The 21,585-nt window shown below is 45.2% G+C and carries 19 protein-coding genes, 1 pseudogene and 1 riboswitch; of the genes and pseudogenes, 9 read left to right on the forward strand and 11 right to left on the reverse strand.

Annotation, left to right across the window (positions count from 1 at the left end):
- Nucleotides 1-76: 76 nt before the first annotated feature.
- Nucleotides 77-346 (reverse strand): annotated as a pseudogene (locus R7Z77_RS17160) (sugar transporter); the annotation flags it as partial.
- Nucleotides 347-764: 418 nt separating this feature from the next.
- The gene (gene nfsA, locus R7Z77_RS17165) at nt 765-1,487 is read right to left on the reverse strand and encodes an oxygen-insensitive NADPH nitroreductase (protein ID WP_213967498.1); all 723 of its coding nucleotides are present in this window, start codon (nt 1,485-1,487) and stop codon (nt 765-767) included.
- Nucleotides 1,488-1,682: 195 nt separating this feature from the next.
- On the opposite strand from nfsA, the gene R7Z77_RS17170 reads away from it, so the two are divergent.
- Together R7Z77_RS17170 and R7Z77_RS17175 are read left to right on the forward strand one after the other, a co-directional pair.
- Nucleotides 1,683-2,324 (forward strand): MarC family protein, encoded by a 642-nt coding sequence (locus tag R7Z77_RS17170; RefSeq protein WP_005374889.1) that lies wholly within the window; start codon nt 1,683-1,685, stop codon nt 2,322-2,324.
- Between the two features lie 190 nt (nt 2,325-2,514).
- Complete coding sequence (locus R7Z77_RS17175) at nt 2,515-3,387, forward strand: patatin family protein (RefSeq protein WP_213907546.1); 873 nt, start codon at nt 2,515-2,517, stop codon at nt 3,385-3,387.
- Between the two features lie 52 nt (nt 3,388-3,439).
- On the opposite strand, the gene gbpA is transcribed toward R7Z77_RS17175, so the two are convergent.
- The 3 genes from gbpA to R7Z77_RS17190 all read right to left on the reverse strand — a co-directional run bounded on the left by gbpA (nt 3,440) and on the right by R7Z77_RS17190 (nt 7,437).
- Nucleotides 3,440-4,903 carry an N-acetylglucosamine-binding protein GbpA gene (gene gbpA / locus R7Z77_RS17180; RefSeq protein WP_064369594.1) on the reverse strand — a complete coding sequence of 488 codons (1,464 nt, stop codon included), beginning with the start codon at nt 4,901-4,903 and terminating at the stop codon, nt 3,440-3,442.
- A 98-nt stretch (nt 4,904-5,001) separates the two neighbouring features.
- Nucleotides 5,002-5,102, reverse strand: a riboswitch (cyclic di-GMP riboswitch).
- A 272-nt stretch (nt 5,103-5,374) separates the two neighbouring features.
- Nucleotides 5,375-5,875: a fasciclin domain-containing protein gene (locus R7Z77_RS17185; protein WP_005374896.1), complete on the reverse strand. Its 501-nt coding sequence runs from the start codon at nt 5,873-5,875 to the stop codon at nt 5,375-5,377.
- 80 nt (nt 5,876-5,955) lie between these two features.
- On the reverse strand, nt 5,956-7,437 hold the full coding sequence (locus tag R7Z77_RS17190) for a cryptochrome/deoxyribodipyrimidine photo-lyase family protein (RefSeq protein ID WP_213967497.1): 1,482 nt from the start codon (nt 7,435-7,437) through the stop codon (nt 5,956-5,958).
- A gap of 108 nt (nt 7,438-7,545) precedes the next feature.
- Between R7Z77_RS17190 and R7Z77_RS17195 the strand changes: the two genes are divergently transcribed.
- Nucleotides 7,546-7,851, forward strand: coding sequence for a DUF6482 family protein (locus R7Z77_RS17195; protein WP_213967496.1), 306 nt, complete (start codon nt 7,546-7,548; stop codon nt 7,849-7,851).
- Nucleotides 7,852-7,919: 68 nt separating this feature from the next.
- Here R7Z77_RS17195 and R7Z77_RS17200 read toward each other — a convergent pair whose 3' ends face one another.
- Together R7Z77_RS17200 and R7Z77_RS17205 are read right to left on the reverse strand one after the other, a co-directional pair.
- A complete protein-coding gene (locus R7Z77_RS17200) occupies nt 7,920-8,900 on the reverse strand; it encodes a rhodanese-related sulfurtransferase (RefSeq protein ID WP_054574886.1) in 981 nt (326 codons plus the stop codon).
- Between the two features lie 464 nt (nt 8,901-9,364).
- Complete coding sequence (locus tag R7Z77_RS17205; protein ID WP_213967495.1) at nt 9,365-10,660, reverse strand: alpha/beta fold hydrolase; 1,296 nt, start codon at nt 10,658-10,660, stop codon at nt 9,365-9,367.
- Between the two features lie 210 nt (nt 10,661-10,870).
- Here R7Z77_RS17205 and R7Z77_RS17210 point away from each other — a divergent pair, with 210 nt between their 5' ends.
- Complete coding sequence (locus tag R7Z77_RS17210; RefSeq protein ID WP_213967494.1) at nt 10,871-12,028, forward strand: D-alanyl-D-alanine carboxypeptidase family protein; 1,158 nt, start codon at nt 10,871-10,873, stop codon at nt 12,026-12,028.
- A gap of 84 nt (nt 12,029-12,112) precedes the next feature.
- Here the strand turns inward: R7Z77_RS17210 and R7Z77_RS17215 are convergent, their stop codons facing one another.
- Both R7Z77_RS17215 and R7Z77_RS17220 read right to left on the reverse strand, forming a co-directional pair.
- Nucleotides 12,113-14,770: an alpha-amylase family glycosyl hydrolase gene (locus R7Z77_RS17215; RefSeq protein ID WP_213967493.1), complete on the reverse strand. Its 2,658-nt coding sequence runs from the start codon at nt 14,768-14,770 to the stop codon at nt 12,113-12,115.
- 129 nt (nt 14,771-14,899) lie between these two features.
- The gene (locus R7Z77_RS17220) at nt 14,900-16,363 is read right to left on the reverse strand and encodes a helix-turn-helix domain-containing protein (RefSeq protein WP_186585076.1); all 1,464 of its coding nucleotides are present in this window, start codon (nt 16,361-16,363) and stop codon (nt 14,900-14,902) included.
- 167 nt (nt 16,364-16,530) lie between these two features.
- Between R7Z77_RS17220 and R7Z77_RS17225 the strand changes: the two genes are divergently transcribed.
- Nucleotides 16,531-17,184 carry an oxygen-insensitive NAD(P)H-dependent nitroreductase NfsB gene (locus tag R7Z77_RS17225; protein ID WP_005374924.1) on the forward strand — a complete coding sequence of 218 codons (654 nt, stop codon included), beginning with the start codon at nt 16,531-16,533 and terminating at the stop codon, nt 17,182-17,184.
- A gap of 69 nt (nt 17,185-17,253) precedes the next feature.
- Nucleotides 17,254-17,544, forward strand: a complete 291-nt coding sequence (locus tag R7Z77_RS17230) for a putative quinol monooxygenase (protein WP_005374925.1) — start codon at nt 17,254-17,256, stop codon at nt 17,542-17,544.
- Here R7Z77_RS17230 and R7Z77_RS17235 read toward each other — a convergent pair.
- Nucleotides 17,541-18,464: a LysR family transcriptional regulator gene (locus R7Z77_RS17235; RefSeq protein ID WP_025768616.1), complete on the reverse strand. Its 924-nt coding sequence runs from the start codon at nt 18,462-18,464 to the stop codon at nt 17,541-17,543. The two genes, R7Z77_RS17230 and R7Z77_RS17235, sit on opposite strands and share 4 nt — an antisense overlap.
- Before the next feature lie 132 nt (nt 18,465-18,596).
- On the opposite strand from R7Z77_RS17235, the gene R7Z77_RS17240 reads away from it, so the two are divergent.
- Entirely contained in the window at nt 18,597-18,815 is a 219-nt protein-coding gene (locus R7Z77_RS17240) for a VF530 family DNA-binding protein (RefSeq protein WP_005374929.1), read from the forward strand.
- Nucleotides 18,816-19,493: 678 nt separating this feature from the next.
- Here the strand turns inward: R7Z77_RS17240 and R7Z77_RS17245 are convergent.
- Nucleotides 19,494-19,946, reverse strand: a complete 453-nt coding sequence (locus tag R7Z77_RS17245; protein WP_005374933.1) for an acyl-CoA thioesterase — start codon at nt 19,944-19,946, stop codon at nt 19,494-19,496.
- A gap of 210 nt (nt 19,947-20,156) precedes the next feature.
- On the opposite strand from R7Z77_RS17245, the gene R7Z77_RS17250 reads away from it, so the two are divergent.
- Together R7Z77_RS17250 and R7Z77_RS17255 are read left to right on the forward strand one after the other, a co-directional pair.
- Nucleotides 20,157-20,921, forward strand: a complete 765-nt coding sequence (locus tag R7Z77_RS17250; protein ID WP_017820554.1) for a ferredoxin--NADP reductase — start codon at nt 20,157-20,159, stop codon at nt 20,919-20,921.
- A gap of 180 nt (nt 20,922-21,101) precedes the next feature.
- Entirely contained in the window at nt 21,102-21,548 is a 447-nt protein-coding gene (locus R7Z77_RS17255) for an RDD family protein (RefSeq protein WP_047102393.1), read from the forward strand.
- Nucleotides 21,549-21,585: the final 37 nt, after the last annotated feature.

Raw genomic sequence — 21,585 nt, forward strand, 5'->3', positions numbered from 1 at the left:
CATCAGACTCGGCTGCTTAAGCTTCTTGGTGTTCTGTATGAAGCAGTTTATTCCTAAATTGGCTGCGGAATCTCGGTAGTATATCTCCAGGGCCAACCTCATACTCATAAGCGCTAAGTTGGCGATCTAGTTCAGGGTTGGATTTGGCTTCTATCCCCAAACTTTTAAGTTGAGATACTTTATCAAGTGTAAGTGGAAAAACATTGAAATCAGAAGTGCGACTAACATTGCTGTCTTCGACGAAGTTTTTTCCATCTGTGGAAAGGTGACTACCGGGTACAGTACATCCAGAAAGAAGTACTGAGGAGAGCACTAAACTAGCTAGCTTTTTATGTTTGAAATTCATGTTTTTTCATTCATCTGACGTAAAGAGCGAGTTGCTGGTAGCAACATTCTTTTCCAGAAAAGACTTCACAACATAACCTTATAAGCACCACCTTCTTCTATTTATAAAGTGCTCAATAAGGGATTGATTGCATCTGGAGGCATGAACTCTAATGAATTTCAATGATTAGAGCAATAGACAATAATGCAGCAAGTGTCCAGATAAATATCGTATTTTTATGTTTTCACTTACAAGATTTCATATTTCGGATAAAAAACTTGTTCAATTAGCTCAAATTTTGTTTATTAGCTCTATATGTAGTGTTTTCTTTCTAAAATACAACCAAGAAAATCTACCGACTAATTATCTCGTTGTATTAAATAGGATTATCAAAAGTGTGATTCGGATCTCTTTTTTGTTTTGTTGTCTTTCGACATGGTCACTTCTTCGCTAGCCCCTTCCCATTCAAATACGGAAGGATATGAGGACGTGATTCGCCAGCCAGTTTACTGGTGACTTCTTGCGACCAAGTACTCTGTTTTTGATTGCTCGAACGGTTTGCATAGTAGTTTCGCATAGTTTGGTCATACGTCTGAATATCATCCAAGTTTAGGTCTTGATACTGATTTTCATGCACCACGACATGCTTAGGTAGGCGAGGTTTTACTTCAGGGGCTTGATCTGGATGACCAAGACACATACCAAATAAAATGGCGGTATTTTTAGGTAAACCTAATAATTCGTCTACTTTTTGGGCATTGTTTCGTAAACCACCAATATACACACCTCCTAGTCCCATCGACTCCGCCGCAAGCAAGCAATTTTGTGCCATGATGCCCGAGTCTACAGCGCCTATTAGCGTTAACTCGGTAAAATCAGCTTGAACATCTGGGTTGATACTGGCGTGGCGCTGGTAATCAATACAAAACACCAAAAACTCAGCCGCGCTTTCAACGTACCCTTGATTTCCGGCATATTGAGCTAATAGCGTACGTTTTTCTTTGTCGGTCACGCGGATAATTGAAACGACTTGCAACATGCTTGATGAGGACGCCGCAAGGCCGGCTTGAAGAATGGCATCTAATTGTTCGCTCTCAATCGGTTGTGAGGTGAATTTTCGAATTGAGCGGTGATTGAGAATTGTTTGAATCGTGCTGTTCATGGTGACTTAACATCCCCTGTTACGTGTAAAGGCTGAAGACTCACCTTAGCGACATTTGATGAGTCGGTAAACTATCTCAAAAGAAAAACAATGCTTGGCGCATAAGTGTGAAGGCGAATCGAGAATACACCACTCGTTCTGTTTGAGAGCGTATATACTGTTTTTAGAATCAATAATTTAAATGCAGTGGAAAATATGAAAGAACTCATTGTTCATACAGTTACGGTGTTTATGGGCTTCTTTGCCATCATGAACCCTATCGCCAATATTCCCATCTTTTTGAGTTTAACTGCTGATGAAGATAAAGAAACCATCCGTTCCATTGCGCTTCGCTCGGTTTTTATTGCATTTATTATCATCGCGATATTTTCTATTGCCGGTAAGTTAATTTTTGATTTGTTTGGTATCACGCTTTATGCATTGCGAATAACAGGCGGTATTTTGGTGTTTTTGATAGGTTTTAACATGCTTCAAGGTGATTCGACGCATCAGAAAACCAAAGAGAAGGCGTATTCACCAGCTCAGCAACGGGCGGCATTGAGTATTGCAGTGTCTCCACTGGCGATGCCAATATTAGCTGGGCCTGGAACGATTGCTACCGCGATGAACTTTGCGACAGCGGGTGGTTTCGATCAAACCATTATTACTATCGTTTCTTTCGCTGTCCTTTGTGTGATCACCTATGTACTGTTTTTATTTGGAGACAAATTGGTCAAAGCGGTTGGACCAAGTGCTCTAAATGTTGTGACTAAAATGATGGGCTTAATTCTAGCGGTTATTGGTACTCAAATGTTCATTGATGGCGCGGGCGAAGCCTATAAAACGGTTTTCTCCTAGATTTCTCTTAGACCTTGCCACCTTGGTTAAGCCCGCAATTACATTTCTAACGGGTACGGATTTTTTGAACTTTAGTTTTCATTTTCTAAGAGAGAAATAAATAGACTTCACCTATTTCAATAATAAGAATATTCAATTGTTGTGATTGCACGAATTTCATTACTCTTTTGGCAAGGAGAATGGGGGAAATATGGCAACAAAAGCAATTGTAGTAGAAGGTGGCGCGATGCGAGGCGTCTTCGCAAGCGGAGTGTTAGATGCGTTTTTAGAGCAGAGTTATAAACCGTTTGATTTTGCAATCGGTGTATCTGCTGGTGCATCAAATTTGATTGGGTATTTGACCGACTACCCGCATCGCAGTATTAACGTCATTACTAAGCTGGCCACAAGCAAACGCTTTTTTGACCCAACTCGCTTCGTTAAAGGTGGGGACCTCATCGATGTGAAGTGGCTGTTTGAAGAATCTAATCGCTTGTATCCCGTCGATGAAAATAAACTGTTTAATGGCGTTCCTTTTCTCGCAGCGACAACAAATGTAGATACAGGGCAGGCAGATTATTACCGCGTGACACGTGATAATTTTCACCATGCGATTGAAGCGACAACAGCATTACCGATTGCCTACAAGCATACCCCTTGTTTTTCTGGCGGTTGTTATACCGATGGTGGGGTCGCTGATTCTATCCCAGTGCGTGAGGCTTATCGTCGAGGGGCTCGCGACATAACCGTAGTACTCTCTCACCCACTGAATTATGCCAAAAAGCCAGTTAAGACCACATGGCTGATGAAGAAACTTTTTGCGGAGCACCCCAAAATGGCGGATGCGATGTTAAGACGTGCAGATAACTATAATCAATCATTAGAGTTTATTCGTAACCCTCCACCAGGAACACATGTTAGGGTGATTGCCCCACCAGATAATTTTCATGTTCAGCGCTTATCAATGCGACAATCCGTTTTACTAGAAGGGTATGAAATGGGACTGATTGAGGGGCGAGCGCATCTCACTAGTTTATCTGGTGTTCATGGTTTAGACCGGGAAAATTGTCATTTTTGCATTTGATTATAAAAGAGCCTCATAGTGAGGCTCTTTTGCGTAACGTTCAAAGGGTGATTTAGTTGACTTTATCCCAAGCCATCTCCCAGTGTGAACCTATTCCAGGCTCGTAATGATTTGCGCTTTCTTTCCACTGCATACAGTAACCAGAATATGGGAAAGGTTTACATTGATAAATGCCCCCGTCGCTGGCAAGCACTTTTGTGCCCGCCGTGTAGCTAGATAGTCCTTCAGGGAAGACAAAATCGTACTCATCAGATGGTGGTGGAGTAACTGACTCTTCTTTTAAGTGAAAGTCGAGTGTTTGCTGATCCACCAAGTTGCCATCTTTATCCTTAATACGTGTTACGAGCATATGGTGACCCGGCTCCGATTTACTTAAAGCGAGCGATATCGCCTCTACCGAGCCGTCTTTCATTTCGTTTGCCCAACTTGCAAGTGGTTCGCGATGGTGATTGTAAACGGTGAGTTCTGCATTTAAATCGCCTTCAGCAGTTAGTGTCAGATCCAACGTTGTCGGTGTTGACTCAATGATATACTCGTCTGCTAAGCCATCTACTGTGAGTGAGTATTCTGGAACAGGAGTTTCAATGTTATAACCGATCTCTACTCGCTCAAGGCCGCTATTTGCTTGCAGATACACCGGATTAGTACCATAAACAGGAGTGAATTTATCCTCTGCATACTGCCCGGCTTGCAGTTTTGCTTGTTCTTGGTTTAGCTTAGTCGCGAGTGCGTAAGACCAGTTTTTCGCTTGGCCCATTGCTGCATCGGTAATTTCTAGTTCAGTTCTATACGCCACGTTTTCACCTGCTTGATCAAATACGCGCGTATAAACCGAATCCCCAATATTTAAATCCATTGTAGGAATAATTTGACCGCCTTGCTTCCAATCTGGAATTACGGGACTGTCACCATCAAATTTCACATCGATCACGTTATAAAATGAGGCTGCAGTGTCGCCAACATCCCATACTGCCAGGATGACATGGTATCCCTCGCGAGTAGGCACATTACATTGATGGCTTACCTGTTTCGGGGGTTGAACCATATTGCCGTCGACGACACAGAAAGGAGTTAGATCAAAAGAGTCTCGTGATAGTGAAGCGTTTGGGTTCCAATCAGGCTTGGTGATGTAATATTTCCAGTCGCGCGTCACGTGGTTAGCGGTAAATGTCCATTCAAAAGTTTGTGTACCTGCTTGAATAGTGCGTTTTACCCAACGGTCGGCAGTTTGCTCATCAAGGGCAGCTGCTAAAGCGGTTTCGGCACTCGCTATTTTACCATCGCGAGGCCCTGTTTCGGGAAAGCCATCAGGGCCTTCAACGCTTTGCGGTTCATATTGAATCGCACCGCAGTTATTATTTTTTTCGTTAGTATCTGGCGTTGGATACTTACATAGTGCCGAGCGACTTGCAGCGACACCACCATTGGTTTCTGATACATAACCGTGAGCCGCAGCACCTGAGCTAATGCTTGCAAGTGCTAACGCGAGTACGGATTTGGTTGGAAATGATTTCATCACATGTCCTCTGTTATGGCTGACAAACTAGTGTCACACCCCGGCGCATGCTGAGCATAAAGCAACGCTACAGAAATTGGACTTCTGTAACACTGCGTCATGGTAACCCCGCTATCATGAGCATTCTTTTAGATTTTTAAATGCAGACAGACCGGAAGCTTTGCGTCCCACCCTTTCGAATGGTTTGCCGAAATGTGATTGAGCAGCCAAAATTTAGCTTAAGAATTTACATGTGGAAAAGTAAACGTCACTGACATGGAATCCTGTTCTCAAATTGAAAGATAACGATATCTTAACCTCGTCAATATTGTGCAGTGTCGTCTTGCAAGGCATTGATTTTAATTTTGTTTTTATCTTTTTTATAGTCACGGTGAATGGGTGGAGGTTTGTTGGGGATAAGTGGAGAGGAATCGTGCTAAGGGTGGAAGAAGTTCTGTCTAAAGGGCGGAGTGTACCGCCCTTTGAATGGTGTTATTTCGGCATGATGACAGTATCAATCACGTGAATGACACCGTTTTTAGCTTTCACATCGGTTGCAATGACATTTGCATCGTTAACCATGACTTTATCGCCCATGGTTTTAATCATCACATCTTGCCCCTGAACCGTAGTCGCTTTGTCTAGCTTAACAACATCGGCAGCCATCACTTTCCCTGGGACGACGTGATAAGTCAAAACAGATACTAACTTGTCTTTGTTTTCCGGCATTAAGAGCATGTCGACTGTGCCGTCTGGCAGTTTTGCAAAAGCGTCATCCGTTGGTGCAAAAACAGTAAATGGGCCTTCCCCTTTGAGAGTGTCAACCAGGCCCGCTGCTTTCACCGCAGCAACAAGCGTATTGAAAGAGCCATTTTCAGCGGCAACGTCGACAATATCGGCTTTCATCATGCCATGCTCATGAGCCTGAACGGGAAGCATAAAAGATAATGTCGCCATCAGTGTAGCCGCGATAACTAAGATACGTTTGAACACAGTGTGTTCCTTACTAGTTGAGGGTACAACGGGTTCCCTGGAGTGTGTTTGCATTTGTACGCATCGTGATTGAAAGATGATCATCGCGTCCTACTTTCTTTTGAGGGCCTAACATGTCGCGCAAGAATTCGTCTGCCTTCTTGTTTCACATCGGCTCGTTTCCGCCACGCCCATAAGCGCTCTCTTGCTGCCTTAGCTGTGTTGTCTGGTGCGATAATAGGTGCAAGGTAACGGCTATCTGGCTGCAACTGATACATGACAGCTTCCATCTGGGTCATTGTCCAGGGCTCGAATAAAAGAGGGGGAGGAACCATTTGTAACTCAGGCACCCACTTGTAGATGAACGTACCGTTAGGATCATGTTCTTGGGCTTGCTTGATCGGATTATAAATACGGATTGTGTTAGTCCCGGTTACTCCTGCTTGCATTTGGAATTGTGGGTAATGAATTCCAGGCTCAAAGTCGAGAAACAGTTGCGCTAAATGCGTTACACCTACTCGCCAATCCATGTTCATGTGGTGAGTAAGAAAGCTAACCAGCATGGCACGCATGCGAAAGTTAATGTAACCAGTGTGGTGCAAACAGCGCATGCAGGCATCAATCAAAGGTACGCCAGTATGCCCGGATTTCCATGCTGCTAACTTTTCTTCATCGAAAGTACTACTTTGTTTAATCAATGGTTCGTAAGCCCGATTAACGCAGTAAAACTCCATGTCGTATTCCGATTCGAATTTTTGGATGAAGTGACAGTGCCAATGAAGCCGTGAAGACAATGCAATTAAGCTGCGACGAAACCCAGCGACTTTCCAGTGTTTCAAAAGGTATTGATAAACTTCACGCAAGGATATGTTACCCCAAGCGAGATATGGAGAAAGTCGAGTACAGGCTGTGCGTGAGGCTGTGGGACTAGAAATGCTTCGATAGTAATCACGACCTCGACGATGAAAAAAGTCCTCTAGTGTTTTCCAAGCGAGCCGGCTTCCTCCCGTTTGCATTCCTTTGCATTTTGATAGCCAGGATGGTGGTGGCGAAAACGAACAGCCGAGAGTTTCTGCATCCAATGAATGCAATAAGTCGGTTTGGAGCTCAATAGGGTTTATTGAGGCTCTCATGACAGAGTCCCAATGTTTGTCCCAACCTTGCCGGTTTTTTGCACCTCTGATAACAGCACCGTGTTCGAACTCAAACCAGTCGATGTTCTGCTCATACAGCCAAGCGGCAACTTGTTTGTCGCGCTCAAAGGTGCAGTTGAGTCCTATTTCTTGGTGAGAAAAAACAGCGTTGATTTGATATTGCGCTTGAATTGATTGGAAACATGCTAAGGCATCGTCATACAGCACCGTGATTCGATGCCCATACGCTTTGAGCGTCTCATCCATGTCTTGCAGTGATTGCCAAACAAATCGCCAGTGGCGCTCAGAATAGTGTGGGTTGTTCAATAGCAATGGTTCAACAATATATAAAAGCACAGTTGGGTGCTTTGTTGATAATGCTTGAGTTAGTGGTTGATGGTCAGTCAGCCTTAAATCTCGTTTTAACCACACGACATTGATTGTTTGCATCGGAATCCTCTTTGTTTCCGATGTTGTACGCAAGTAAACCGAAGAAATCTCATCCAATGATCGGTTTTATTCCACAAAACGTAGAGGTAACTTTTAGGGAGGTGACACATGGCAATACCATTGAGTAAGTTACAAAAATACTTCTATGTAGACAAATTGGTCATTCATTCGCTTGATTTCGCATTGTACCAGGCATCTGTCGTGATTGATGGAGAAGCGCAATTTATCACTGATGACAACGGTATCTTTTTGAGGGCTCATTCCCTGATCGAGATGCAAAAGAAGTGCAGGAATATCAAAGCAAACAAGCAGGTTCTAGTGCATCAAAGTGCTTATGATGAAATGGTGGGGCTACCCGAAGGCAAAAGAGACAATCAACTAGAGGTATTGGTGAGGGATACAAAATTGTATTGAAAGAGTATTGGTGCGTAGTAAAAGCGAGCCACCTTACGGCAGCTCGCTAAATATAAGGAGAGTTGGGCTTAGTCTTGTTTACGCTGCGCTTCTTTTTGCGCGTACTTAGCGGCACGTCGAGCTTCTCTTTGCTTGGCACTTTCACCACCAACATGCTGCTCGCCTCGCTGCTCTGCAAGAACAATTTGTTTTTCACGCTCGCGGAATCGAGCAATTTGTTCTTCTGAGTGTGTGCCGTGACATTTTGGACAGCTCACGCCTTGCTCGAACAATTCTGACTGTTTGTCTTCTTCAGTTATCGGTAGACGACAAGCGTTGCATAAATCATAATCTGCTTTTTCTAGCTGGTGGTTCACGGCAACACGCCCGTCAAATACGTAACAATCGCCTTCCCACATGCTCTCTTCTTGAGGAACTTCTTCAAGATATTTAAGAATGCCGCCTTCTAGGTGGTAGACCTCATCAAAGCCCTGTTCTTTCATGTAAGCCGTTGATTTTTCGCAGCGGATACCACCGGTACAGAACATCGCAACTTTCTTGTGTTTTGCCGGGTCCATGTTTTCTTTTACATAGTCTGGGAATTCACGAAAGGTTTCAGTATTTGGGTTTACAGCGCCTTTGAATGTCCCGATCTCGATTTCGTAATCATTACGTGTATCGACAACAAACACTTCAGGATCAGCAATAAGATCGTTCCACTCTTGAGGTTTCACGTAAGTACCCACTACGTGGCGAGGGTCTATACCTTCAACACCTAATGTTACGATCTCTTTTTTCAATTTCACTTTGGTGCGATTGAATGGCTGGGTCTCAGAATACGACTCTTTGTATACGGTGCCAGTCAAACGAGGTTCGTTGTTTAGCCACTCCAGTAGCGTATCAATACCTGCACGATCAGATGCAACAGTACCGTTGATACCTTCACTTGCCAGTAGTAATGTTCCGCGAATATGGTGTTTTTCCATCAACGCAAGTAATGGCTCGCGTAGCTCTCGATAGTTATTCAGCTCAACAAACTTGTACAGCGCACAAACTACATACTGACTCATGAGGTTTCCTTTAAAAATACAGGTGGTCAACGACCTTAAAATTTTAGCGGCACGAAGTATACCTGACTAAACTAGTCGGAAATACGGACAAATTATACGGATATTATGAGTAGGCGGGGCCTGGCGGTCTTTGATAGGGGGAGCATGTCCGCAGGTGAAGCCGCTATGTGTTCAAATTATAAGCATTAATTATAGTGAGTTAGGTAGGTTGGAGCCGATACTTTTGGCTTAAATTTATGCTGTTATTCTGTTTTAGGCCCTTCAAAAAAGTTAGGCGCAAGAAGCACCAAATAATCACCGGAGTCATTGACAAGGAAAGGACATATCGCAGTTTTATACATGAGGTGGTGAGGGATAAAGGTTTGGGGACAAAGAGTGAATGACTGATCGCCATTGTTCATAAACCGCTATAAAACGCCTTTTCACCACATACTGAAAAGGCGTTTTTCTAACGTCTGCCGTGCTTATTTCAACGTAGCTGCGGTCTGTTTGCCCATGGCAATGAGCCTGTCGAGAATACGTTCACCGTCGGCACGTAAACCGTTGTGCTCGTACTCATTGGTGATCCACGCTTTTGAGTTTGGTATTAACGCGAGCGTCTCTCGGCTGATATCCATTTCAACAAACATATCATCGGCGTAAACGGCGCAACTGACAGGCACTTTGTTCTGAGCCAGTTGTGTTTGATCGTACAGCGCAGTCCAATCTTCTTTCGCTGCCAATATTTCTGCGGCGTCTTTTAGTGGCTTGAGGTTAACGTATTGGTCGAACATCCATGGGAAGACCATTTCCCCCGTAAAGTAAAACGGCTGGCCAGGTTCATAATTAAACTCTGTTCGGGTTTGGCGAACACGGTGCGCACTCCAATTCGACGCAAAGCCTCGGCAGTAAATCGATTCATGCAAAATGGCGTAGATCGGGTTGGTTTGGAAGTTTTGCTGCGCCAACATATCGTTCAAGAACTCATAGCGAAGTTGTGGTTTGCCGTTCACTTCAATCAACGCACTTTCTAGCCAATAGTAAGTTGGCAAGAAAGTATCACTCACACCAAAGTTGATGCCGATTTGTTGAAATTGCTCCACCGTGAAGCGTTGACCATTTGGTAGGTACTCTTCATTTTCCAGCAAATGATTCGCAATGTTTTGGCAAAGTTGTTGCGCACTTGGAAATTGTTGGAAGAACGCTTGGTTTTTCTCTATGGTGCGTTTGAAGGTGGCTTCATACACATCGTCGGCATGACGCGAGACTGATGGCACGCCACCTGTGATGTAGCTTTGTAGCAAGCTGTCTGGGAACAAAGACAAATAGGTGAGGGAGCAAAACCCACCAAAGCTTTGACCTAAGATCGCCCATTTTTCGACGACAAATTGCTCACGAATGTATTCCGCGTCGCGCACGATGTTATCCGCTCGGAAGTGGCTCAAGTAGTCTGCTTGTTGCTCTGGCGTGAGGTGAGCAAGCGTCTGATGATTAATTACGCTGCTGTTGCCCGTACCGCGCTGGTCGAGAAGCAAAACTCGGTACTCTTGCAGCGCGCGTTTTACCCAGCCACTATTGCCGTTTTGACGTGGAGAGGGAAAGCCAGGCCCGCCCTGAAAGTAAACCAACCAAGGTTTGGTCGATTCTTCATCGCCAACTAGGCAAACCGAACGGGCGAAGACTTCAATGGTGCCTTTGCTTGCGTCTTGGTAATCCAGAGGAACGGTAAAACTGTGGGGAGTGTAATGCAATCCTGCGTCGATAAATGATTGAGCGTTCATTGTTATCTTTATTTCCTTATTGAGGGGTAGCGCTACTTTACTGCGAATGGCGCGAAGAACCAACGCTATTTCCCAATTGCCTCTTCAGTTCTATACCTTGGTCAAATCAATGTAAGTTTAAGAAAATGAAACGATTAGCGACTGGTGCAACTGGTTGAGTGAGCTATGCTCAATAGAGTTGCGACAAAGTAAGAGCATGGAGGAAGTCGGATGAAAGTGTCACTGGCTAGATGGACAATAGTGACTTGTTTAATAAGCGTACCTACTTTTGCCGTTGTTACGCCCAACCCACCTCAGTTACAGGCAAAAGGCTACGTATTAATGGACTTTCAATCCGGTGCCATTATTGCCGAGTATAACGGGCGAGCAGGCCTTGCTCCGGCGAGTTTAACCAAGTTGATGACCGCTTATGTAGTTGGACAAGAAATCAAAGCGGGGCGTTTGAAATGGGATGATGTTGTCACCGTGAGCGAAAACGCGTGGTCGGCCAAGTTTCCCGGTTCTTCTAAAATGTTCATCAAACCGAAAGATGAAATTAGTGTTGCGAACTTAATGCGCGGCGTGATCATCCAATCAGGAAATGACGCGTGCGTTGCACTGGCTGAGCATGTTGCAGGCAGTGAACGCGGCTTTGTTGCCTTGATGAATGGTTGGGCGGAGAAATTAGGACTGCAAGACACCTATTTTGTGAACTCCCATGGTCTTGATAGTGATGGCATCCAAACCTCACCAACCGATATGGCAAAACTCATGCAGTCGATCATCAGCGATGTTCCTGATGTGTATGCGCTATACAGCGAGAAAGTCTTCAAATGGAACGACATTACGCAGTACAACCGCAATAAGTTGTTATGGGATAATTCCATTGATGTCGACGGGGGCAAAACCGGCTACACCAGCAATGCCGGATACAGCTTGGTGAGCTCGGCCAAAGAAGGAAGAATGCGCCTTATCTCGGTGGTGATGGGTACGCCAAGTAAACAGGCTAGGATCAGCCAATCGAAGAATCTACTCAGCTATGGTTTTCGCTTTTATGACACCAAGCAAGTTGCTAAACAGGGGGAAGTTGAGTCTAAAGTTCGCGTTTGGAAGGGAAATGCTAATCAAGTTGAAGCGATCTTCGCTAAAGATGCCTATCTCACTCTACCTCGTTCAATGACGGCTGGGCTTGATAAGAGTGTGGTGTTAAATGAACCGTTGATTGCGCCGATCGCGCAAGGGGATGAGATTGGTAAGGTCGTTTGGAAAAGCGATGACAGTACCGTGGCGAGTTATCCCTTGGTCAGCAGCCAAGCGGTAGAAGAGGGCTCGTGGTTCGCTCAGCTTTGGGACAGTCTGGTGCTGTGGGTGAAATCGTTCTTTAACTAGAATAAAAACGAGCAGAAGTGTCTTTCTGCATTTTTTTGTTGATGGCCGCCCAGCTAAACGCTGGGCGGTGTTTTATTTAACGGTTTATTCCGACAAGGTGATGATTGGTAAATCGTCCCAAATCTTACTTTCATCCGATGCGCCACCGGAGAAGTTCCAAGGGCCTTTGTTTTGTTCTAGCGGACGGTAAGTTGCCGAAAGGCCGTCTAAGTCCCAAGTCGTCACATAGAATCGAATGCCATCCAGTGAATCAGGTCGACCCAGCGCGTCACTCGCAAAGTCCATCGAAATAGTGTTATTGGCTTTGTCTACTGTCACTGTTGGTGCTGGCGTGACCGCTTCTCCCCATGTCGTCGCATTTGCTCCTTTGGTGTTGTAAATCGAGCTTTGCCAGCCAAAAACAACCGCATTACGACTCCAGGTTCCGCTTGGCATAGAAGCGTTGATCTTCGGTAGCTCAGACAAGTTAGTTGCGGCTTCTTCAGGTAAATCAATAAAGATGGTGAAACCTACGTGGTCGAAGCCGTTTGGTGGCAACCAAGTGTCGGTGATGTTGTCCATAGTGAAGGTCAAACGTACGTTACTGCCAACGGTAAATACCTCAGCTTTGTTGATTGCGAGTTGGCTATTGTTTTTATCGAATGTTGGATCCGTTGGTAGCGAATAGTTACCGTTAGGACCGCCCATGCCATCTTGCGCATCACCCGCGTCATCAATAGTGTCGTCTGGCGTGTTTGACCAGCTTAAGTCCGACACAAAGTTAACATCTTCAATGCCAGCTTTTTTCTCAGTAGAATAAATCGCGAAGCGGTGTTGTTGTTCGCCAATTGCAAAGTGACGAGTCGACAGCGTGACACTAAACTGACCATCAGCGCCTGCAGTAATGGCTTGCGCTGTTTCTAAGTTACCATCGACGACAAGGTTCAACTTCTCGTTGGCGTTCGCACTACCCGCGATAACAATATCACCAGTGATGGTTTTTCCTTCCCAATCCTGCGCCAGTTGTATGTTGAGGTCTGGGGTATCTACCGATTGGGTATCGTTAGTTTTTGAGTAAATCACGGCAGATTTGGCTGGTAGCTCAAGGGTTACGTGACCGTTTTCATCTGCGATTAACTGCTCTGGAGCGTCTACCCAGTTCGACATGATTTGTTGTTTGAAGACGGTGCCACCAACTTGTTCTACATCGAGTTGGTTCATCAACATTGGAGAGTTAGATGTGTTCATTACCACTAAGACTTCGTCGTTATCCAAAGTGCGGGTAAAGGCGAACACACCTGCACCAGCTTTATCGCTGCCAATGACTTTCATTTCGCCGCGTGTCATGACTTTGTTTTCGGTACGTAACTTAGCAAGCTCTTGGATGAACAAGTACATCTCGCTGTTTTGGTCGAATGAATCTACGTAGTCGCCGTCTTCACGGTAACCGCCAGCAAACATCGCATCGCGCGCTGCTGGCATCGCTTGCTCTGTACCTTGGTAAATCACAGGAATACCGGGTACGCTCATCATGGTGATCAGAGCTTGCTTCATATCGTTGACACTGCCTTGCGATAGAAAACGCGGCATATCGTGGTTATCAATGAAGTTCGGCATGATGTATGGATTTGGGAACATCTCCATCATTTTCTCAAGACGGAAGCGTAAGTAATCGGTCGGTTGCCCTGCTGCAAATACGCGCGTCATGGTCGCTTGCAATGGGAAGTTCAGTACCGAGGTTAACTGCTCCGGCGAGCCGCTTTCGCCGATGTAAGTCAGCATCTTCTCTTCGCCTTCTGTGTTGTAAGGCGTAGATGTTTCGAAGACTTCACCAAAGGTCAGGAAGTTATCGCGACCAGTATCAACCGCTTGAGTCATCACACCATCGTCGGCGTGCAGGAAGTCGTTCCAGAAATCGTGCTCAACAAACTTCACCGTATCGATACGGAATCCGTCGACGCCGACTTCGCGAATCCATTTTCGGTAGCTCTCTTTTAGATAAGCGCGTACTTCAGGATCGGACGTATTAAGGTCATCCAAATCAGAGAGCTGCCAGGTTTTTTCTTGTACCGGATCGTTGTGGTCGGTGATGCTTGGCGTCCAGTGGTAGCTGCCTGTGCCATCTTCTTTACACTCATTCTTGTTGAGCGGGTAAGGCAGTTCTTGTCCTGCTGGTAGCGCATTTTCAATCAAACGGAAACCTTGGCAAGGTAGGCTAGGATCGTAATTGTATGGGTCATCGTAAGTGAAGAAGTTACCTACGTGGTTGGTCACGATGTCTTGAATCAAGAACATGTTACGAGCGTGCACTTCTCGCGCTAACGCTTGGTAGCTTTCCATGTCACCAAAGTGCTCATCCACTTTTTGGAAGTCACGCGCCCAGTAACCGTGGTAGCCACCATAGTTTTGTTCTGCATCCCACCATTGGTTTGCCACTGGCGGAGTAATCCAGATCGATGTGGCACCGAGAGTTTCGATGTAGCTTAACTTATCACTCACGCCAACGAGGTCGCCGCCGCTGAACTTTTTATCCGAAGTCGGATCGAATTCGTTTTGCCCTTGATCATTAAGAGCGCTGTCGCCGTCGTTAAAACGGTCGATCATCAGGAAGTAAATGATTTGATCTTGCCAATCAGGAGATGCCACGTGGCTTCCTGTATCGGTTGGCGTAGTTTCATCGCTACCACAGCCAGAAAGAGCTAGGGCGATCGCTATAGGGAGTATTTTTATTTTATTCATAGGGTTAGGTAAGGTTTCAAACACGGTTTTTGTCTCCGTTGTGCAGCAATGCGGAAACGATAAATCAAAGGTTTGAAATTGAGAGTGTCATTTCACGCCAAAAGAGACGTGAAATGATGTCACGAAGTGCTGAATTTGAACTGTGCTACATATTTAACTGAGTGGTTGCACAATTGGGTATTGAATCGGGTAATGGTCTTTGGCTAACTCATTACCAGAATGATCATAGAGTCGGAATCGACACTGTTTAGCCGTTTGGGTGAGGGGAAGTTGTAGCGCCCAGCATGTGTAATCTTCTGCATTCTGAGTTTGGCTCATTGCGTGCAGAGCTGGCGCGTCACCCACGTAGCAATCGATCTTCGCTACGTCTTTTAATCTACACGCGAGTTCCACAAACAAGGTGTACTGAGTGCCGAGTTGGATAAGTTGTCTTGTCGGGACAATGTATTCCGTTGCGCCAATTAAAAGCCCCTTGGAGACCACATAGTCACGCTGGTGGTTATTCTCAATGTAACGTTCCCCATCGACTTCATAACAAAGGCGAAAGGTAAGGGGGTGCGCTACCGGAAGTTCGGTCGTTGCCCATAGTTCGGTGCCATGACTTAAAAAACGCTCGAAGAAAGCGGGGTAGCGCCGCCATGCGCCATCACGGTCACGGCATTCTACCGAGACCACTTTCTCAAACGCAATATTATCCACTTCCATCCAGATTTTACCGACGGGTTGGTCAATGTCGTTATCGGCTAAAGTATTCGCTTTGGCGTAGTACAAGCGGATGGGTTGGTTGTTGAGATGAGTGCGGTTATCTAAGCACTGCTGGCGATATTGCATGGGTGAAAACGGATACCAACGACGAAAAGTGCGGTGAAAGTTCGAAGGTTCTTCATAACCAAGTTGATAGGCGATTTGCTGCGTTGTGAGTTGGGTGTCGGCAAGCAAAGTGAGTGCTTGCTTTCTTTTAGCGAAATCAACGCATTGAGAGTAGCTCATTTGCTTCTCTTGCAGTCGACGTTGCAAGGTGCGTTTGGAGACGCCCAGTTGCCTTGCCGCTTGCTCTAACTTGAGCGCGTAATTGCTGTTTTTGATGAACAAGGCGTTCAAAACACTCAGCAATTCGGGTTGTTCAATTGGCTGGTGAGAAAGTAGCAAATAAACATGTTTCACCAGTTCAAACACGCTTGAACTCGTTTTAGAATCTCGCGTTTCCTTTAGAAAAATATCGGCCGTGAGTGGATTGTTGGCGTGAACTTGTACTTGTATTGATTCGCTTAGCTCAAGCGTCTCCAACTGCATTTTGAGCAAGCCAAACACCGACTCCGCCCAATTTGGCATATCGGCTGTTCTGCATTCTACTTGCAGATGGATTTGGGCATCACCATGTTGCAATGTGACGTACAAACGGCGGTCGAATAATGAGACACTTTTGCTCCACCAAAGCAGCCCTTCTTGGAGGTTAGGCGCTTCTTTCAACATCATGCATTGCAAGGCCACCAACTTCTCAATGTGCCAATATTCGCCGGCAATTCGAAGGTGATTGTGACCGAGCTTTTTGCACAGAAAGGATGTAATAACGTTATCTTGAGGCAGCATGAGTTGAGTTTGGTTGCGAGCAAACATGCATTATTGCTGAAAAGATGAAGAAGTTCAGTGAGAACGCTCAAAGCCTTTCTTATCGTTTTATTTTCAAATTTATTTTGAAAATGTTTTTAATCGAAATCGGTTTTTCCCTTTATCTCATGAGGTTATGCTGTTACACAGCTTAAATTCATTAATTGGAGAACCTCATGGATATCGTACAAGCTGCAAAATCTCGTTACTCAACGAAAGTGTTTGACCCAACGCGCAAGCTACCTCAAGAAAAAATCGACGCAGTTAAAGAGCTGATTCGTTTTAGTCCATCGAGTGTGAACTCCCAGCCTTGGCATTTCATTCTGGCAAGCACAGAAGAAGGCAAGCAGCGCATCGCTAAAGCGGCGCAAGAGAATTACGCGTTTAACGCGGCGAAGATTCTCAACGCTTCTCACGTATTGGTGTTTTGTGCAAAAACAGGCATTGATAACGACTACATTGAAGCGCTAATGGTGCAAGAAGAAAAAGATGGTCGATTCCCAACTGAAGAAGCGAAAGCGGCTGTGCGCGGTGGTCGTAGCTACTTTGTGAACATGCACCGTTTTGATTTGAAAGATGCAAACCATTGGATGGAGAAACAAGTTTACCTCAACGTGGGTACGTTGCTGTTGGGTGCTTCGACGTTAGAAATCGATGCAGTACCAATTGAAGGGTTTGATCCAAAAGTGCTGGATGAAGAATTTGGCTTGCGTGAAAAAGGTTATACCAGTGTTGTGATCGTGCCGCTTGGCTACCACGCGGAAGATGACTTCAACGCGAAAACGCCAAAGTCTCGCTGGGACGCAGAAACCGTATTCACCGAGATCTAATTCGAGCTTACTTACAGGTGACGTAGAACCCCGTAATCAATATATAAATCGCAAAAGAGTGATAAAACGATGATCCACTTAGTCGCAGAAGTGAAAGCCTATCCAGATAGTAAGGATCAGGTGGTGAATTTGCTTGCTGGTTTACTAGAGCCAACTCGTAAAGAAGAAGGCTGTTGCCAATACGAGTTGTATCTCGACGAAAAAGTTGATGGCCTATTTATGTTCCAAGAAATCTGGGCATCGCAAGAGGCCTTGGATAAGCATTTGCAAAGCCCGCATATGGCGACGTTTCTTGAAACATTGGAAGAGAATGATTGGGTTGAATATACCCAGATTCGTCCTCTTCGATTTATCGCCTAATGACAGAAGGTTGCCAGCACGTTGGCGCGTTGCTGGCAGCATTTTTGTTGGATAAAGTCGCGGAAAGTCCGAATCGTTGGCGTCAATAATCGACGATCGGCACATACCATGTAGAGCGGCACTGGGCCGCAATCCCACTCTGGTAACACTCGCACCAATCTTCCCTCGATTAAGTCTCGGCTAATGTCCATCAATGATTTATTCGCAATGCCTTTGCCTTTGATCGCTAACCGGTGTGGCAAGTCACTATCGTTGCTCAACAAGTTACCGCTGACCACGATTTGTTCTTTCTCGCTGCCACGCGTGAGCGTCCATTTGTTGTAGACCGAATCCGCGACCATGTAGCACAAGCAATTGTGTTGCGTTAAATCGGCAGGAGAGGTGAGTTCTGGATGTGTAGCTACGTACTCTGGCGATGCACATAATATCCGTTCGTTTGACCCACACAATGCCAATACGACCAGATTGGAGTCGGCCGGTTCGCCGTAGCGAATCGCAATATCGACAGGCTTGGTATACATATCCGTCAAGCTATCGGACAGCTCTAGTTTAATGGAAACATTTGGGTAGAGATCGATGAACTCATCCACCCAATCGAGCAACATATTGCGACCAAAATCGGAGGGTGCAGTAATGTGCAGCTGACCAGACAACTCCCCGCGCGCACTTGAGATCTGATCCAACCCCTCTTGCAATGTTGCCAACGCTTGCGTGGTTTTGTCTAAAAACAGTTCGCCCTCTGAGGTTAAACGCAGGCTTCGGGTGGAACGCACAAACAACGGGAAACCGATTTGCCCTTCAAGACGCTTAATCGATGCGCTAATGGCGGCAGGTGTCATGTCCATACTGTTAGCGGCTTTTGAAAAGCTGCCTTGGCGCGCGGTTTCGACAAAAATATTGAGGTCGTTGAGGGCTTTCATAATGAAAAGGGCTTTTAAGAAGTTTGGGCTACTATAGGGGAGAGTCGTAGGCCAATTCAAGGTTAAAACATTAGGTTGCACGGCGAGTTTGAGTTAGATTAGCGCGCAACTTCACTTTACCGGATCAATAGCATGAGCCAACAGCAGCCGAATAACCCACTTCACGGGTTGAGTTTAGAGAAAATCGTCACCCGACTAGTTGAACACTTTGGTTGGAATGGCATGTATGAGCGCGTTCGTGTGAACTGTTTCAAGAAAGATCCTTCAATCAAATCGTCGCTGAAGTTCCTGCGCAAAACGCAATGGGCGCGGGACAAAGTCGAAGCGCTGTACATCGAGACGTTCTGCTAACCGCTCTATGGTCTGCAGCAAGCGGCAAGTAGATTCTTAGTCTCGTTAGAATGACGTAGCTTTTCTTATCGCGTAGGCTAGAAGAGTCGCTCTGCTGTTACGTTTAAAGCGTGATTCAGAATCTACCCTCAGGCTTGTATTGAGTCTATTCATAGCTCTATGGGCCTACAGCAGCGGTAAGTAGATTCTTAGTCTCGCTATGGCTCGCTAGAATGACGCAGCTTTTCTTATCGCGTAGGCTGAAAGAGTCGCTCTGCTGATGCGTCTAAAGCGAGATTCCGGATGGTCACATAGGTTTATCTGGAATCGCTTTTTTAGATGGTTTTGTAGAGCTCAGAGCCAATCTCGAACCGTCATTCTGAACAGCGAGGAACGAGCGTGATTCAGAATCTACCCTCAGATTGTATTGAGTTTATTCATGGCACTATGGTCTGCAGCAAGCGGTAAGTAGATTTTTAGTCTCGCTATGGCTCGCTAGAATGACGCAGCTTTTCTTATCGCGTAGGCTGGAAGAGTCGCGCTGCTGTTACGTTTAGCGAGGTTTCGAATGATTCACTTAGGCTCATTAGAATGACGCTAGTTCTCTTATCGCGTAGGTTGGAAGATTAGCCATACGTTATTCCCGACAGCGATGAAGAATCGCTGTCGGGAACCTCGCCTTTAATCTCTCATTTCTTGCTACTCTAAATGATGCGTGCTACCCACAGTTCCTTCCAAATCTAAAATCGACTGGCGAACGTGGTCTGGAATCGCCGCTTTTACGTTGTTCTTAAAATCAAACATCACACCAGTGGCGGTCGCGATGGTCGCAATTTTACCCCACTTCTTACTCAGCACTTGGTACTCCATCGTGATGCGATCTTCTTGCATGTCGATTACGCGAGAACCGACTAATAGCGTGTCTGGGTAAGTAACAGGCAATTTGTAGCGGCATTGAGTCTCGCTCAGTACTGGCCCAATTTGCGAGGTCTGCAGGTCGACCAGCAGGTTAATTTTGTTGAAGTAATCTAAACGTGCGGTCTCGAAGTAGCGAAAATAGACCACGTTATTAACGTGTTGCAGAGCATCCATTTCACCCCATGCGACTTTTATCTCTGTGATAACGGGAAAGTCCTTTAACAGTGTGTCCATTTCTATTGCTCCTTTTTCATCTGCTTTGCCACAAATTGCGACGCGACTTATCACTTTGAGCATTTATTCTAGATGTAATCATTTAATATGTAATAAAATTGTTTTTAAAATGTGAAATGAAATAGTGGTTTGATTATGTAAACCAGAAACTTTACATAATCGAGTTGAAGGCGTAAGTTTAACTAAGAGTAACCAGATAGGAGGTGTCTCATGATTGAACTCAAAGGTTTCAACCTCGCAAGAGTTGAGAAACGCATCGATTGGACAGGTGAGCTGTTCAGTTTGAGAATATCTGGCGCGCCTCTTTCCTTTAAAGCTGGCCAATTCACCAAGCTTGCTTTGCTTGATGATGAAGGTAAGCCGATCAGCCGCGCTTACTCTGTGGTTAATGCGCCAAGCGAGCAATTCGATTGGTTGGAGTTTCTAATAGTAGCCGACCCTCAAGGACAACTTTCTCCACGGCTCCAAAAGCTTAAATCTGGTGATAGCATTTATGTCGGTACCACCGCACATGGCGATTTAATCCATGATTCTATTCCTAAACAGGCTCATGACCTGTGGCTGCTATCTACAGGTACGGGGATTGGACCGTTTTTGTCGCTGCTGGATGATATAAACTTACCGCCTCACAATGAGCGCATTGTGCTGGTTCATGCCGTTCGTTTCGAAAAAGATCTGGTTTATAAATACCTAATTGAACAGCTTCAGCAACGATATGAAGGCAGATTAAAGTATATACCGATAGTCAGCAGGGAAGTGGTTGATGGTAAATTACAAGGCCGAATTCCTGAACTCATCGAATCGGGTTTACTGTCCAACGCCGCTGATGCGCCATTCTCAGCTCAGCGTAGCTTTGTCATGATGTGTGGGAATCCACAAATGATCAAAGATACCGTGCCCGTTTTACAAGAGCTAGGCTTGGAAAAGTATCGCCATCAAACTGGGGGAAATATCATTTACGAACGTTACTGGTAGCGTTTTGTTAAATTGATACGGTTATGCTCAAGATGTAATGATTACTTTTGAGATACGACCGCGATTTAGTATGTTCTTAGTTGAATATTATGTTGGCAATACCTAAACTGCGCTCACCATTGCGCGTCTGTACACTCAGTCATTCTCGCTTAACCAATTACATTGAGGTGACTGAAGTCCATGTATGCTTTTATCGCGAGCAAGCAACAGAGAATCATTGCTGGTTTTATCGACCTGCTCTTTACGATGGTGGTCGTGTTAATAATTGCATTGAGTATTAACTCTTTTCTTAACGACTTTCAGCTCTCTTTAGCAGATAACCTCACGCTTGTTCGTGAAACTCAGGCGTTTTACTTGCTTTCTTTACCAACGGTTTTAATGATCAACTGGAATGCATTGAGTCATGGGCAAACCATTGGTATGCGCATGATTGGTATTAAAGTTGTAATGAAAAATGATAGTAAGGCAACGAAAGTTACAGCAGGGTTAAGGCTTGTTATTAGCTACTTGCTGGAGATGCTCATTCCGGGGATCCCGTTGGTAAATTTGGCATTGTTGTTCTTTCATCCGGAGCGACGATTGTTGCATGACTTGATCGCCAATACTAAAGTTGTCCAAGCTTCCTAATTTTTGATCAAAAAAGCCACGTGAAGTGGCTTTTTTA

Source organism: Vibrio sp. 1401, assembly GCF_033340295.1.

Excerpts from the sequence above, each read along its gene's own strand:
- R7Z77_RS17195 (WP_213967496.1), top strand. The coding sequence starts at position 7,546 with ATGGCAATACCATTGAGTAAGTTACAAAAATACTTCTATGTAGACAAA.
- R7Z77_RS17240 (WP_005374929.1), top strand. The coding sequence starts at position 18,597 with ATGAGCCAACAGCAGCCGAATAACCCACTTCACGGGTTGAGTTTAGAG.
- R7Z77_RS17245 (WP_005374933.1), bottom strand. The coding sequence starts at position 19,946 with ATGGACACACTGTTAAAGGACTTTCCCGTTATCACAGAGATAAAAGTC.
- R7Z77_RS17210 (WP_213967494.1), top strand. The coding sequence starts at position 10,871 with ATGAAAGTGTCACTGGCTAGATGGACAATAGTGACTTGTTTAATAAGC.
- R7Z77_RS17175 (WP_213907546.1), top strand. The coding sequence starts at position 2,515 with ATGGCAACAAAAGCAATTGTAGTAGAAGGTGGCGCGATGCGAGGCGTC.
- R7Z77_RS17250 (WP_017820554.1), top strand. The coding sequence starts at position 20,157 with ATGATTGAACTCAAAGGTTTCAACCTCGCAAGAGTTGAGAAACGCATC.
- R7Z77_RS17190 (WP_213967497.1), bottom strand. The coding sequence starts at position 7,437 with ATGCAAACAATCAATGTCGTGTGGTTAAAACGAGATTTAAGGCTGACT.
- R7Z77_RS17255 (WP_047102393.1), top strand. The coding sequence starts at position 21,102 with ATGTATGCTTTTATCGCGAGCAAGCAACAGAGAATCATTGCTGGTTTT.
- R7Z77_RS17235 (WP_025768616.1), bottom strand. The coding sequence starts at position 18,464 with ATGAAAGCCCTCAACGACCTCAATATTTTTGTCGAAACCGCGCGCCAA.
- R7Z77_RS17230 (WP_005374925.1), top strand. The coding sequence starts at position 17,254 with ATGATCCACTTAGTCGCAGAAGTGAAAGCCTATCCAGATAGTAAGGAT.
- R7Z77_RS17170 (WP_005374889.1), top strand. The coding sequence starts at position 1,683 with ATGAAAGAACTCATTGTTCATACAGTTACGGTGTTTATGGGCTTCTTT.
- R7Z77_RS17220 (WP_186585076.1), bottom strand. The coding sequence starts at position 16,363 with ATGTTTGCTCGCAACCAAACTCAACTCATGCTGCCTCAAGATAACGTT.
- nfsA (WP_213967498.1), bottom strand. The coding sequence starts at position 1,487 with ATGAACAGCACGATTCAAACAATTCTCAATCACCGCTCAATTCGAAAA.
- gbpA (WP_064369594.1), bottom strand. The coding sequence starts at position 4,903 with ATGAAATCATTTCCAACCAAATCCGTACTCGCGTTAGCACTTGCAAGC.
- R7Z77_RS17205 (WP_213967495.1), bottom strand. The coding sequence starts at position 10,660 with ATGAACGCTCAATCATTTATCGACGCAGGATTGCATTACACTCCCCAC.
- R7Z77_RS17200 (WP_054574886.1), bottom strand. The coding sequence starts at position 8,900 with ATGAGTCAGTATGTAGTTTGTGCGCTGTACAAGTTTGTTGAGCTGAAT.
- R7Z77_RS17225 (WP_005374924.1), top strand. The coding sequence starts at position 16,531 with ATGGATATCGTACAAGCTGCAAAATCTCGTTACTCAACGAAAGTGTTT.